Source organism: Paenibacillus sp. BGI2013 (assembly GCF_002843485.1).
In the GTDB taxonomy this organism is placed as follows: domain Bacteria; phylum Bacillota; class Bacilli; order Paenibacillales; family Paenibacillaceae; genus Paenibacillus; species Paenibacillus amylolyticus.
Genome location: NZ_PJFA01000002.1, coordinates 150,484 through 166,159 on the forward strand (window position 1 = coordinate 150,484; position 15,676 = coordinate 166,159).

Genomic DNA, 15,676 nt, shown 5'->3' on the forward strand with positions numbered 1-15,676 from the left:
TAAGAGTTTGGTAAGAGGCCATGTGTAGAATAAGCAAGATGAGGGTAGATATGATGTTTTGAGTCAGTAAGCAGTCCAAAAATAACATATTAAGTAGGAGGAAACTATGTACACAGCAAAAATCCGGAAGAAACCATGGCAAAGAATTTCCATGCTGGTTCTTTCCTTTATTCTGGCGATTGGAACGTTGCCCATGAGTTTGGCTCAAGCGGAGTCGACTAACCAGACTCCTGTTGGTCCGGGCGGAGTTGGATCCCCTTCACTATGGCTACGACCAGAGCGGGTAAACGGAGTTGCCAGCGGCGAAAAGGTGAGTATCTGGGAAGATCAAGGCAGTAAAATAAACAATGCAACCCAAAGTACTGAAGCTAATCAACCGACCTATTGGGATGATAAGAGTCATAATATCAATTTCAATCCGGTATTGGAATATAACGGCACGAGTAGTTTTATGAATCTGGATGTAAGTAAGCTTCCTCAAGGGAAGAGCCCCAGATCGATCATTACCGTTAGTAGAACCAATAAAACGGGAGGCCTCAATTATATTATTTCATGGGGAGTACAAACGGGTGGTTATACGGGTATGGGGATGCTTCAAGTTGACGCAAGGGGCGGCTTGACAACATTTAACAGTGACCCTAACCAGACTTTGTACACTCCCGACAAGTTCATGGGAATGACATTCCCGACAGAGCTATTTGTTACTTGGACAGGTGGGGACACTGGAACGAATAAAGCTAGATTGTACAGTAAAATGAAGCAGGTACAGGAACTGAGTGGTTGGGGAAAAGATAATGCTAAGGCATGGAATACTGGTAACTCGGACGGAGCCGTAGTTGGTAAGCTAATTCCGGCAACTGCGGCCAATAGTGGGCATTGGGAGGGTACGATTGAAGAAATCATCGTATTTGACCATGCTCTGACGGACGCAGAACGCCAAAAAGTCAGCACATATCTGGCGATCAAATACGGCTATACGCTTGATCAGACGACAGCAAATTCATATGTCGATTCAAACATGACTACGATCTGGGATGCCCAGGAGAACGAAGTCTATACCCACCGCGTTACAAGCATCGGTCGAGATGATCAGAGCGGCTTGATGCAGAAACAAGCCAAAGCGCAGGAAGAAGATTCGATATTGACGATTGCATTAGGCAACAGTATCGAGGATACGAATTCTGCTAATGAAAATAAAATAACAGAAAATTCTTCTTTCTTTACATTCGGTGACAATGGGGAGAAAAATACCGATTTCGTAACACCGATTACTAATGATAAAGAAAAACTGCTTATGATGAAGCGTATCTACAAAATACAGAAATCAAACTGGACTGAAACACAGATTACACTTCAACTAGACAAAAAAGGTGGCTCGACGGAGTTGCCTCGATATCTAGTAATTAGTGATGATGCAAAATTTGATGCTCCAAAATCGTTCCATTTAATTGAAAATGGCCAAGTAAGCATAAATACCTCCAATTTTGGTCTGAATTCATACTTTACGATAGCAGAAGTTGCTGCTCCTTTGACGGCGCCAGACATTACACTGATTGACGATGAGTTGAAATGGGAAGCAGTTGAGCATGCAGATAAATATGAAGTAACGATTGAACTGGAAGACGGTACGAAGCGGACGGAGGAAGTAACCGGAACGGCGCTTAACCTGTCGCAATTGGTACCATCGCTAGAAGTTGGAACTTACACGGTGACAGTAACAGCGAAGACGAACAATCCAGCCTACTCAGATTCAGAAGCATCAAATTCGAAAAGTTATGTTGTTATTGATAAGGCGAAGTTGAAAGCCAAAATCGATGAGATTAAAGATAAGATCGAAACAGGCGAACTGGACGAAGAGGAGTACACACCAGCGAGCTGGACAGTACTTGAAGAGGCAAGGAACGAAGCAAATCGAGTGCTTAATGATCTGACAGCGAATCAAGCGCAGGTAGACAAGGCACTTCAGGATCTGACTGATGCAAGAACGGGCTTAATCCCTACAACATCTGTACCTGTTGTAGATAAATCAGCTTTGCAAGCGAAAGTAACTGAAATTACAGGTGAAAGCCTCGAAGAGTCAGCGTACACACCAGCGAGCTGGGAAGCACTCAAAGTTGCGATGAATGAAGCAGAGCGAGTGTTAAATGAACCGACAGCGACTCAAGCGCTGGTAGATAAGGCACTTCAGGATCTGACTAACGCTAGAACGGGACTTACCAAAGTAATTGGTACAGATGAATCTACGTTGCAGACGCTGGTCCCTTCCGTGGGAAGCTTGTCCCCGGCCTTTGATCCGGCTAAAGACACGTACACCATCTCTGTTCCGAATAGCGTATATCAATTTCAGTTAACGCCAACGGCACTTGATCCACTTGCGAAGATTGAAATAGCTGTTGGAGATGGAGAATGGAACGAGGTTTCAAGTGGCAGTGTAAGTGAGAATCTACCGCTTCAAGTCGGTGGGAATAAGATCGTTGTTAGAGTAACCGATTCACTTGGAAATGTTACGGCGTATAAAATCAACGTGACTAGAGCATCCAGTGACAATGGTAACAATGGTGGAGGCAACAATGGCGGCGGTGGAAATACGGGAGGTAACGGCGGAAGTACACCAGCACCAGCACCTACACCTGCGCCAGTACCAACGCCAACTCCGGCACCCGTGAAGGATAATTTGGAAACAACACGGGATGGTAGCCATCAACCATTTGCTACATCCAAACCATCTAATAACAAAGAAACATTGGTTCAAGTTGATCCAGCCAAGCTGAATGTTGCCATGTCACAAGGCACAGGCCAGCAGTTCGCCATTCATTCACCGAATGATGGGGATATGAAGGTGGACGGTTTAACCCTCGAAACACTGAAACAATTGGTGGATCAAGGTTCCAAACTGAACATTAGCAATCCGCTGGCAATCTATCCGGTACCTGGCGGTAAAATGGACGTGAATGGTGTGTCCAGACAGCTTGGTAATGCAGCGTTGAATGATATTGATGTCCATGTTGATATCGCACGTTCCTCGGATGCTTTGATTGACAGCGCTGAGACAAGAGCCGCATCCCAAGGATACGAGCTACTTGTCACACCGGTTGATCTGGATCTGACGTTTACGAAAGATGGACAGACCGTGCGATCCGGCCAGCTGAACGGTTATGCACCGAAGTATATTGCACTTCCGGAAGGTATCGATCCGAACCGGATTACTACAGGCGTAATCATTAATCCGGACGGTAGCATCTTCCATGTACCAACGGTTGTCACGAAGATCAGTAGTCGTTACTACGCGCTCATTAATGACTTGCGTAGCAGCGGAAGTTACTCGGTTATCTGGAACCCGCAGGATTTTGAAGATGCCAGATCCCATTGGGGTAAAATTGATGTGAACAACATCGCTGCGAGATTAGATCTGCAAGGTAACGGAGATAACACATTCTCACCGAACCGTCAGGTTACTCGTTCTGAGTTTGCCGAGATTGTTGTGCTTGGACTGGGCTTAATGCGTCAGGATGCACCACAGAATCTATTCCCTGACGTTAACGATTCCGCATGGTTCCGCTCTGCGGTAGCCCTTGCCAATGAATTCGGTATCGTTCGCGGTTACGATAATGGGAACTTCAACGGTAATCAGGAGATCACACGTGAGCAGGGATTTGCCATGGTTGCTCGTGCGTATCGTCTGATTGAACCGGAAGCGGCAATTAGCCCGGATCAGATGAACTCTGAACTGGAACGTTACAGTGATGCAGCGGATGTATCGAATTGGGCGAAAGAAGATGTAGCCCAGTTGATTGCAGCCGGAATCATCCAAGGTAACGGGCCGGAGGTGCTGAGTCCAAAGACCACGATGACTCGTGCCGAGGTTACTGCATTGATTGCAAGAATGTTGAAAGTAACAAACTTGATTGATCAATAAACACAATCTAAAATGAAAAGCCTTTGCTGACATTGGGGGTCGGCAAAGGCTTTTTTCCATTTTTATTAAATTCTTAAATCCATGTCGTAATACTTTCGCCCTGTTGGCAGATCGTGGAATCTGAGATGATGGGTTCACCAGAGGTTCGGGTGACAAACTTTGAACTGCTGGCCTTCAGGCTATTGCGATCCTTCCTTCTACAATCATTGGAGATCATAGGGTCGCAGCTCTCCTGAAGATTTTATTTCAGAGAGGAGGCGTCCAGGCTATCACATTCCTTCCTTCTAACCCTAACCTTTCACGTTATATAGGGATGTGGCTTTCCTGGACTCTTTTATCATGAACAATACAATCTATTTGCGCAGAGCGAACAAACTCATTATCGAATCAAACGAAGGGAAACAACAGTTGCCGAAGACATATCTGGCGACTGCCCTCAAAAATATTGAAGCACTCGGATACACCTTCTCGGATGAGCTAATGCAGGCGATGCGGCAGCTGTCCAAGGAACTGTTTGAAACAGTGTATCATCAACTCGTGGCTGATCTAAGAGTCATGGTCGGCGCACATGTGAAGTACACACCGATGTATGCAGGATTCCCGATGCAGGTGATGCAAGCGGATGAGGCCGAGTTATATCTCAATGCGATTATTCATTATCTGACCAACCTGACTGTGGTCTGTCCGGATCAACAATCTCTGGAGCGAATGCCTTTGCTGGAGAAGACGGACTTGAAAGTCATTGGTTTGGGAAACCAGCAAGCATTCCAGACACTCATCCGTCAGATCATTGAAGCAAAAGGTTCCATCTCGGAAACAGACAAGGCGGATATCGACACGGTATTGGAGCATGCAGACCCGGAAGACGTGGATGCGCTATTACCCAATGAGATTCCGTTCAAAGAAAATGTGGGCTTTGTGGTTGCCTCGCTGTTGAAGCATGAAAAAGCGAACATCGACCGGATCGGTCCATATTTCAAAACGGCAAGTGATGTCCTGCGTCTGGCTGTTGCCTGGTCCGATGGTGATGTTAGCCTCGCTGCGGCTTCTCCCTTCCGGAAATTCAAACGCCGCGAGAGACGCCTTTTGCTCGGATTATTGGAGCAATGTGGCTCCATGACGGAGGATATGCTGCGATATAAGGATCGCTGGATTCGCCTTGGCGAAATTCTGCATCCTTCGGAATATAAGCTTCGGTATCCACGATGCGAAGAAGCCTTTGATATTTTGCGTAATAATAAGCCTTATTCGACCTTCAACGGAAGTGTGGAGCTTGCCTTCCAATATCGGAATGTATGGAGTCTGATCGATCTGTTGTCACAGCGTCCAGGTGAATTCGCGAGAAGACTGGATCACTTGCTGCGGATGACCGAAGATGAAGCGTATGTACTGCTGGCATTTGGTGAGGTACTGGAGCAAGTATCTACCCCGGTGTTATTGCAGGTAAGACAGCATTTTGCCCACCGTAATGAACCGCAGGATCTGCGTGTCTTCTTCCCGAAAGGCAATGTAGCCAAAGCTTTTGCTGTTCCGAATGAGCTGCCAGAGATCGATGAAGCCACGTGTCAGAATGTCGTGCAATTGTGCGAACAGGCATTGGTAGAGCGCTTCGCTGCCCTTGCCCCGCTTGGAAAGACTTATGTCGATCCACAGCTTCATGATTATCTGGTGCCCTTTTCCCAGAGATCGGCGAGCAAGGCTCTGCATACTATCGTACGTGGGAGTCGTGTGCCGATGGCCGAGGGAGATACCATTCGATTCTTCAACTGGTGGAAAGAGGGGGACGTGGATGGAAAGTCTACAGGGCGCGTGGACATTGACTTGTCTGCGGTGATGTACGATAAGGACTGGAACTATGTGGAGCATATTTCCTATACGAATCTGCGATCCTCTAACTATAAGGCTGTCCATAGCGGAGATATCGTGACCGCACCTTATGGCGCAAGTGAGTTCATTGATCTGCATATTCCATCCATCGTGGCCTATGGTGGACGATATGTGGTGGCGACACTGCTATCGTTTACCAGTCATCCGTATTGTGATCTGCCGGAATGTTTTGTAGGGTGGATGATGCTGAAGAAGCCGGGGTCTGGCGAGATTTTCGAACCGTCTACCGTAGCGAACAAAATCGATATTACCGCGGATACGCAGATTGCGATCCCTGTGATTATGGACCTGGTCGAACGCACCGTCATCTGGACAGACCTGGCGCTGACCAGATATCCGGAATACTACAATAACGTAGAGGGGAATCAGAAAGGTATCGTGCTGATGGGTAAAGCACTAACGAATTTACGCAAACCCGATCTGCACGACTTGTTCATGCTCCACGCGAAAGCTAGAGGAGAACTGGTGGATACAATAGATCAAGCGGATACAATCTATTCGGTGGATCAAGGTATTACACCCTATGATATCGAGCAGATTATGGCGGAGTATCTGGTTTGACCTGTTTGACCTGACTACTGGCGATATGTGAATATCAAGGTTAGAAAAGAGTAGCTGATGCTGCTCTTTTTTTCTGGTTTGGGTGCAAAGAGCCTACAGAATGGTGCAGGTAATGTCGGATGCAAAGAGAATGACTTTGCTAAGCTTAAATTAACGTGGGAGGGATGATATGGATACGCTGAGGCGGTTAAATGAAGCCTTGAATCATATTGAGGAGCATCTGATGGATGTCGTGGACATGAAGGAGATTTCCCGAATTGCCTGCTGCTCGGAGTATCACTTTACACGCATGTTCTCTTTTCTTAGTGGTGTAACACTCTCGGAATATATTCGGCGTCGCCGCATGACACTTGCGGCCATGGAGTTAAGCCACAGTGACAGCAAAATCATTGATATTGCGCTAAAGTACGGGTATACATCGCCGGATTCTTTCACTAGGGCATTTCAAAGCATGCATGACACTACGCCCTCCGAAGCGCGAAACCATGGCCCATCCCTTAAAGCCTTTCCACGGATGACATTTCAACTGACCATTCAAGGAGGAAGCGAAATGAACTACCGCATTGAAGACAAAGAAGCTTTTCGAATCGTGGGTATTCGTAAAAGGGTGCCAATCGTATTCAACGGGGTTAATCCGGAGATCGCTGCGATGTACCAGAGTCTCACACCGGAATTGATTGATACGATCAAGGGGGCATCAAACGTCCAACCTATGGGCTTAATCAGTGCTTCAGCCCATTTCAGTGAGGGACGGATGGCGGAACAGGGAGAACTGGATCATTACATTGGTGCAGCTACGACAAAGGATACGCCTGAAGGACTGGAACAGCTGGAGGTTCCTGCTTCAACGTGGGCTGTATTTACCGTCGTGGGTCCGTTTCCAAGCACGCTTCAGGAGGTGTGGGGCCGGATCTACGCAGAGTGGTTTCCCTCATCGGATTATGAGCTGAGTGAGGGTCCGGAAATGTTATGGAATGAGCACAAGGATGTTACTGTAGAGCAATATAGAAGTGAGATATGGATACCTATTCGGAAGAGATGATACTGTCTCTAGCTTAGTATCTGCGGGCGCAGCTTTTTGAAGCTGCGTTTTTTGTTTTCAGAATTTGCTATCGGATATACGTGCCGTTTTCATTGCAAATTTATGTAATATAATGGTATTATTTTATTGGAATTGTAAGAATACTTGTATGTAGAAGAGTGATTTAAAAAGGGGGGGGGCGACGGAAGTGTCAGTTATTATATATTATAATGTAAGCGCTTTATTAAATGAGTTCCAAGGAGGGAATTACTCATGACCAAAAGTATAGTGAGAAAGGCGCTTGGTTTGTTTTTAATCATCGTTATGATCGCAACAGCTGTTGTATACCCTGCATCTACCGGACACGCGGCAACCATTAATGTGACCGATAACGGCTCCAGAATTGAAGTAAACACCGGATCAGGATTAGTCTATGTGGTGAACAAAACCAATGGGGATATTATCTCGGCCAAAATGAACGGTACGGAGCTGAACAGCAACAGAGGGTCGCATATCGGCTCAGGTTTGGGCTCATCTGCCAATGTGACTTGGAATACTTCTCCTTCAGGATCAACCGTGTTAATCACGGTATCCACAAGCACACTGACTCACTATTATGCTTCGCGTGGTGGGGAGAACATCATATACATGGCCACGCATATCACAGCTCAACCTTCGATCGGGGAGCTGCGGTACATTTTCCGCGGTAATGGTAGTGTGTTGACAGGTGTTCCGGCGAATTCAAACAACAGGGGCAACACCGGAGCGATTGAAAGTCAGGATGTGTTCGGGTTTGCAAATGGACAGTCGGCCTCCAAATATTATGGTAATGATCAGGCCAAAGATTTATCCGTTCGTGGAGTTACGGGGAATGGCGTCGGTGTATTTATGGCCTACGGCAATCGGGAAAAAAGCTCTGGTGGTCCATTCTTCCGCGACATCCAGTTCCAAAGTGGAACCGAGACGGAAGTATATAACTATATGAACTCGGGACATGCACAGACGGAGAATTGGCGCCTGGGTCTGCATGGGCCGTATGCTTTGATCTTCACCACAGGTGGTACGCCAAGTGTACCCGATTTCAGCTGGATGTCTGGTCTGAATCTGCAGGGTTGGGTATCCAGTCGGGGGAACGTAGTGCTTAATGGCCTCTCCGGGATGGATACGGGTTATGCATACACAATTGGGTTCGCCAATAACAATGCCCAGTATTGGGTGGGGACGTCTTCAAGTGGCGCGGCAGCCAAATACAGCATGATCCCGGGCACGTACACTATGACAGCTTATAAGGGAGAACTAGCCGTATATACGGAAACGGTTAATGTCACGGCAGGGCAAACGACGACTCTGAATACACGTACGATCAACAATGACCCAAGTAAAGCCTCTAACATCTGGCGAATCGGCAACTGGGATGGTACACCACGGGAGTTGCTGAATGGACAGACGATTCCGATCCGTCACCCTTCCGATAGTCGCAACCCAAGCTGGGGACCTGTCACCTATGCTACCGGTAGTGCGACCAATCGATTCCCGGCAATCCAGTTCCGTGGTCAGAATTCTCCAACCACAATAACGTTTAATTTGAATGCATCTCAAGCGGCATCTTCTCATACGCTCAACATCGGTATTACCGCAGCTTACAATAATGGTAGACCGAGTGTAACGGTTAATGGACATGCTTTAACCAATCCTGCTGCATCTTCACAGCCCAATTCTCGTAGCTTCACCATTGGTACGTATCGTGGGAACAACACAACCTTTAGCTGGAATGTTCCAGCATCCTACTTCGTGAATGGTTCCAATACCATCACGATTACGCCAATCAGCGGTTCAAGTGACTTGGGTAACTGGTTAAGTGCAGGCTGGGTCTATGACTGTGTTGAGTTGCTGAATTGAATGAAGAATTCAATATAGTGGAAGGAATAGAGGAGGTGGCCTGCCTGGTTTTCTTAACCGGGTTCAGGTTACCTCTTTTAGCTTTGTCATCCGAAATGAAAAGATATCGATTCATGAGATCCCTAAGGATTTTGCTTTGCTGGAGATGGTGATCCGGATAGTGGTATAATTTTCAAGACGTAATCATGAGTAAATGAACGGGAGGAAAAGAGAATGAGAGACGATCTGTTGGTTCAATTGCAAGAGTGGCATGAAGAAGATGAATTTCAGGAAATTGTAGATGCAATTCAAGCAATTCCTGTGGAAGAAAGAGATTATGAGCTGGTTAACCATTTGGGACGAGCGCTGAATAACTTGGAACAGTATGAAGAAGCGGTTGAACAATTCCTGACGGTTGCTAAAGAGGGCACAGGTGACCCACTCTGGCATTATCGGATTGGACTGGCTTATTATTATCTGGAGCAATACGCGCATGCGCTGCAGGCGTTTGAAAGAGCGGATGAATTGGACCCTGAGGATGAAGATACGCTGGAGTTTCTGGGATGGATTCGAAGCAAAATGGAGGAGCCGTCCGAATCTGAACCTGAAGTTGAAACGGATCCAGAGGCTGTTGGAGAATTCCATGTACCCGTTGACGTTGTAGCGACCTTTGAAGCAGTTCCCAGACCGGAATCCGGCGAATTCTGGAACGATAGTGAGCAGGCACTGGAGCACTATGTGTCCAATCCGCCAAGTGATGGTCTCATTGAGTCTGTGGAGGAGCAATTGGTGTTCCGACTCCCTGCCTCCTACATTGAGATGATGAAGCTACATAACGGTGGCATTCCGTACAATCGATATTTCCCTGTAGCCAACACAGATACGGGAGCTACGGATTATGTTGAAATTGAAGGTATACTGGGCATTGGCCGTGAGAAACCTCGCACACTAGCTGGTGTACAAGGCAGCTGGAATTTGATTGAACGTGAAGGTTATCCGGAGATTGGTGTGGTCATCGCAGTATCTCCTTCGGAGTCGGGGGTTATCATGCTCGATTATCGTTCATTCGGTAATGATGGAGAACCTGAGGTCGTTTATGTGAAGAGGGAGAATCCCAAAGAGATCATTCCGCTGGCACCGAACTTTGAGACGTTTATCCAAGGGCTGATGACTCCAGAAGTCTAGTATGAATAATATCATTGTGTTGAAGCGCCTCTATACTAGTGCTAACTAGACAATGTAGAGTGTGGTAAAAACAATACAAGCCGCGAGGGAGATACATTCCCTTGCGGCTTGCTTCGTTCTATCGGAATCTTTCCGGTTTACGCCGGATATCCGCCACCTGGAGGCGGCCATGCGCCGTAGAAGCGACGCAGCAGAACAATCTCCCCTAGATGGTACGAGTTATGGGATGCGATATTGCGCAGAAGTCCTGCTTTAGTTTCACCCGGGAAATAGAGCAGTGGATCATCTAATTGTGCAGTTTCTGCAATGGCTATGGCTTGATCAACTCCATCCAAGAATGCCTGAATATCTGCCTTCCACGTGGCTTCGTCCTGTGGACCCTTCTCCTCAGGCCAGCTCTCACTCACGTTAGCAGGGAGCTGTGGTTTGCGTCCTTCCAAGTGATCGAGCATGAATTGTTGCCAATAATGCATGTGCTTCACCAACTGATAGATCGTATATGGCATGGCATCGTGCGTACGAGCAGCAAGTGTGACATCGATATCGGGTAGAGCACGGGCGATGCGGATATGACCGCGTTCCCCCACTAATGATTTGACAAGGGCTTGCCCAAAGCTTTGATTAACATCTGACATATGGTACCTTCCTCTCTTCCAAGACCGGATCTGATAACCTGTCTTCTATTTAGTATTATACAATTAAATTGCTAAAAATTAAAAATGGATAACCAAGTACCCTCAATACTTAAAATGCCTATGATATAATAGTGAAAATAAATCTCAAGACCTCAGGGTCGAGGAGGAAGCTCCTGTGAAAGTGATATTGGTTGACGACGAACGTCTAGCGTTGATAGGCCTTCAAAAATCACTAGAAAAAGAAGTAAGCGGCATTGAAATTATCGCTACATATATGAATCCAACAGAGGCTGTGGCGGGTATTGTGGAGCACAGTCCTGATGTTGTATTTCTGGATATTCATATGCCGGAGATGGATGGTATGGATCTGGGAAGACAGATTCAGGCGGCAACACCGGGCACCGAAATTATATTTGTGACCAGTTACGATCAATATGCGGTGCATGCTTTCGAATTACAGGCTTTGGATTATGTGATGAAGCCCATCCAAAAGGATCGATTGAAGCAGACGGTGAGCCGCGTAAGAGAGAAACTGAGCGTAAAACGCGAGCAGCGGTCAAAGGATACAAACGTACCTTTAATTTGCTGTTTTAATCAGATTCAGTTTAAGCTTCCGGGAAAGGATATTCAGGTTGCCAAATGGCGTACAAGCAAGGCGCAGGAGCTGTTTGCATACTTGCTTCACCACCGGAACCAGGTCATCCATCGCAGTGTTCTGCTGGAGCTTCTGTGGCCGGGAATGGAAGAAGAGAAGACGACACACCAACTCTACACTGCAATGTATCATGTCCGCCAAACCCTGAAAACTTGCAATATGGATATGATCACGATTCAGAGCGGGCACCTGGAGGCAGGCTATCGACTCGAATTGGGTGAGGCTCAGTTGGATAGTGAGCAGTGGGAACGGGAAATCAGGCAATGGAAAGTCGTAGACGCAAGTACCGTTCATGCCTATGAGCAAGCGCTTCATCTATATAAGGGTACCTATCTTGGCAATTATGAATACATGTGGGCTGAACCTGAGCGAGAAAGATTACGCTATCTGTGGCTGTATCATATGAGACAACTAAGTCTGTATTACCAGCAGCATGGGCTGGCGGAGAAAGTGGTCGAGAGTACACAACGTATCCAGCATATGCTTCCGGATGAAGAAGAAAGTTATTTTATGCTAATGAAGTTATATGATGAAATGCACAACGATCTCGGTGTGGAGGAGCAGTATCGTCTCTTAACCACCAGAATGGAGCAAGATTTGGAGATACCGATCAGTGAGGACATTACCGAATGGTATCAGGACTGGAAGCTCGGTTTAACCAAAGTCATGAAAAAATAATTAATGAAATTACTTCAAACGAAACGTATGGACCGTTACAGATATTTGTTCATCATGCTAATCATTTTTGGAGTGTTAATTGGCATGCGCTCGGTATGGTCTGAGCTATTCCACACAGTAGATGAGCATCGCGCCGTTAACGGGGTGCTTGATTTGAGAGATGTGGATCTGGATCATTCCCCTGTCATGTACTTGAATGGGGAATGGGAAATTTACCCGGATGAGTTGCTGACCCAACAAGATATTGCGAAGAGGAATGGCGGTGCGAAGAGTGTTCAGGTCCCAGGAGACTGGGGGAGTGGACAGAGTCAGGAACAAGAGGGTTCGTACGGTTACGGAACATATCGCTTGCGTATTTTGACAGATCCACTTCAGACGCCTGTTACCTTTTGGTTCAAGGGGATTCGAAGTTCCTCCGAGATCGAGATGAATGGAGACGCGGACGGGGGCATGGGTGAGATCTCCGTGGATAGCAGTACATATATACCCCGAAGTACTTCGTATACAGCGACCTATGATCAGGAAGGAACAACATCCATTGAGTTATTGATACGCGTGGCCAATTACGACAGCCCTTATATGGGCGGAATTAGCAAACCTGTTCGCTTTGGTTCACAGGCAGCCGTTGATTTTTCGCGTTGGTATTCCATTGGTTTTCAGATGCTCACCTTTCTGGTTCTGCTCCTCCACGGCATGTATGCCTGTATTCTTTACGCATTTAATCGACAGGAACGTTCCTTGTTGGTTGGAGCCGTATTAACTTTATCTGTTGGCATCACGGTTACGATGGGTCATGACAATATATTGATGTTATGGCTTCCTATTAATTATACCTGGGGCATTAAAATTCGATTGATCTCATTGTTGCTGCAAAATGCTTGTATCCTTCTGTTATTCCAGAGATTAACGATGGTTCATGTACGAAAGGCATGGCTACAGTGGCATGTTGTCATGACCTTGATCTATACGGCCGTGATTGTGGTGGTGCCCATTCATATTACCTATGCCATGATCCATTACAACGTTATTAACCTGTTCTTTCTTGTATCCATGATCTGGTTTCTATACATCGTCGGAACGATGATCTTCAGGAAACAGGCGGACCGGGATATTGTTTTTCTGCTGCTTACTGCAGGAGGTATTACATCCAACCTGATATGGAGTGTGGCCGAGACAGCCAAAGATGTGACAACTGTCTATTATCCTATCGACATCATCTTTGCGATTACGGGCTTCTCTGCCTATTGGTTCAAGAAATACTTCAGGAATGTCAGGGAGAATATGAAGCTGAATACAGAGCTGCAGAAGGGCGACAAAATTAAAGATCAATTCTTGGCGAATACATCACATGAACTGCGGACCCCGCTGCACGGGATCATTAACATCGCTCACAACGTGGTCACCCGAGAGAAAAACCGGTTGGATGAACGGAGCCTGGAGGATATGGAGTTGCTGATTACGATCGGTCGACGGATGTCACATCTCCTTGGTGATCTACTGGATGTAGTCCGGCTGAAGGAGCACCGCATTGAGTTACGTCAGGGGCCTCTTTCCATACAGTCGGTTGTGCCCGGCGTTATCGCCATGCTGCAGTTCATGGCAGAACGAAAACCAGTCCGCCTTCATATGGAGATTCCGGAATCGTTCCCTCAGGTCATGGCTGATGAAGAAAGGCTTGTTCAGATTTTGTATAATCTACTGCATAATGCGCTTAAACATACAGAGGAAGGAACGATATCCGTAAGTGCCGAAATTCGTGAAGGACATGCTCTGATTCATGTGACGGATACAGGCATTGGCATGGATGAAGATACACGGATGCGCATTTTCCTCCCGTATGAACAAGGGTCGTATGGAATCAGTGATGGACAAGGCATCGGGCTTGGACTGAACATCTGCAAAGAGCTCGTAGAACTGCACGGTGGGGCACTTACGGTTCGCTCGGAACTCGGAAAGGGCTCGGCATTCAGCTTCGATCTACCACTCGCAGATGAAGCCGCCGATCAGGCTCAGTCACAACTTCCCCTGATATGGGAACAGGCCGCCGAGATGATGGAAGATGCACCTAGCGGATTCCTGTTACCCCGCCAAGGTATGGGGGACGCGGAAGCCTTGGCGACAGCAGAGATGGCTCCGTTGTTAAAAGAGGGGAGAGCTACCATTCTGGCTGTGGATGATGATCCGGTGAATCTGGATGTGTTGGTCAGCATTCTTTCGACGGAACCATATGATATAACTACAGCGGGTTCGGGTCAGGAAGCGATGGAATTGCTCGGCACACGTCAGTGGGATCTGCTCATTACAGATGTGATGATGCCCAATATGTCCGGATACGAGTTAACCCAGAAGGTGAGGGAACAATTCTCGATGTCTGAGCTTCCTGTGCTGCTGTTGACGGCACGAAGTCAGCCACCAGATATCTACACGGGGTTTGCATCGGGCGCCAATGATTATGTCACGAAGCCTGTAGATGCGGTGGAACTGAAATATCGGATACGTGCATTGACCATGCTAAATCAGTCTATCCAAGAGCGCCTGCGCATGGAGGCCGCGTATTTACAGGCTCAGATTCAGCCTCACTTCCTGTTTAATACGTTGAATTCACTTATGGTTTTAAGTGATATTGATACAGAGCATATGCGGAAGCTTGGCGATGCTTTTTCATCCTATTTACGGATCAGCTTCAACTATCTCAACACAGGGGAACTGGTGAAATTATCATATGAGCTGGAACTCGTTGAAGCCTATCTTTTTATTGAAAAAACACGATTTGAAGATCGATTGTCGGTGGTATTAAACGTAGAGCCGGACCTTCCGTTGCTTCTCCCGCCGCTATCCATTCAGCCTTTGATTGAAAATGCCGTCAGACACGGACTATTAAGCCGCAATGTAGGCGGTACGTTATGTCTATCCATCACTCGTCATGAGGGTTATACCCGTATTGAGGTGAAGGATAATGGCAAAGGCATCGAACCGGAGAAGGTTGCAGAGCTGCTACATGCTACGCCAGGTGGAAAAGGCGGAATAGGCATTGTGAATACAAACCGCAGATTGCTGCAAAGGTATGGTCAGGGATTATCGATTGTAAGTGAGCCGGGTGAGGGCACGATGGTATCATTTGATATTCCGGATGAGATATAAGGAAAAGGCCGCAGAAGTGAAAACTTCCGGCCTTTTTGTTTTAATTGCGAGTTCATTCCCTAATTTTAATTATTTCTAATGCTTCTTTCATATGTTAGTATATTTAACATTAGAAGCGC

At 46.8% G+C, this 15,676-nt stretch carries 8 protein-coding genes; 7 read left to right on the plus strand and 1 reads right to left on the minus strand.

Features of this window, described 5'->3' with window-relative positions; all coding sequences use genetic code 11:
- The first annotated feature begins 106 nt into the window (after positions 1 to 106).
- The 5 genes from CXK86_RS04560 (at position 107) to CXK86_RS04580 (ending at position 10,448) form a co-directional block, all read left to right on the plus strand.
- On the plus strand, positions 107 to 3,916 hold the full coding sequence (locus CXK86_RS04560) for a DUF8202 domain-containing protein (RefSeq protein WP_101313491.1): 3,810 nt from the start codon (positions 107 to 109) through the stop codon (positions 3,914 to 3,916).
- 339 nt (positions 3,917 to 4,255) lie between these two features.
- A complete protein-coding gene (locus CXK86_RS04565) occupies positions 4,256 to 6,364 on the plus strand; it encodes a TerD family protein (RefSeq protein WP_076252076.1) in 2,109 nt (702 codons plus the stop codon).
- A gap of 169 nt (positions 6,365 to 6,533) precedes the next feature.
- Entirely contained in the window at positions 6,534 to 7,406 is an 873-nt protein-coding gene (locus tag CXK86_RS04570) for an AraC family transcriptional regulator (RefSeq protein ID WP_076252074.1), read from the plus strand.
- 252 nt (positions 7,407 to 7,658) lie between these two features.
- Positions 7,659 to 9,284: a rhamnogalacturonan lyase B N-terminal domain-containing protein gene (locus CXK86_RS04575; protein ID WP_076252072.1), complete on the plus strand. Its 1,626-nt coding sequence runs from the start codon at positions 7,659 to 7,661 to the stop codon at positions 9,282 to 9,284.
- A gap of 213 nt (positions 9,285 to 9,497) precedes the next feature.
- The gene (locus tag CXK86_RS04580; RefSeq protein WP_076252070.1) at positions 9,498 to 10,448 is read left to right on the plus strand and encodes an SMI1/KNR4 family protein; all 951 of its coding nucleotides are present in this window, start codon (positions 9,498 to 9,500) and stop codon (positions 10,446 to 10,448) included.
- Positions 10,449 to 10,585: 137 nt separating this feature from the next.
- Here CXK86_RS04580 and CXK86_RS04585 read toward each other — a convergent pair whose 3' ends face one another.
- Positions 10,586 to 11,083, minus strand: coding sequence for a DinB family protein (locus CXK86_RS04585; RefSeq protein WP_076252067.1), 498 nt, complete (start codon positions 11,081 to 11,083; stop codon positions 10,586 to 10,588).
- 175 nt (positions 11,084 to 11,258) lie between these two features.
- Here CXK86_RS04585 and CXK86_RS04590 point away from each other — a divergent pair, with 175 nt between their 5' ends.
- Positions 11,259 to 12,416 carry a response regulator gene (locus tag CXK86_RS04590; protein WP_076252065.1) on the plus strand — a complete coding sequence of 386 codons (1,158 nt, stop codon included), beginning with the start codon at positions 11,259 to 11,261 and terminating at the stop codon, positions 12,414 to 12,416.
- A 54-nt stretch (positions 12,417 to 12,470) separates the two neighbouring features.
- The gene (locus tag CXK86_RS04595; protein ID WP_245838446.1) at positions 12,471 to 15,557 is read left to right on the plus strand and encodes a hybrid sensor histidine kinase/response regulator; all 3,087 of its coding nucleotides are present in this window, start codon (positions 12,471 to 12,473) and stop codon (positions 15,555 to 15,557) included.
- Positions 15,558 to 15,676: the final 119 nt, after the last annotated feature.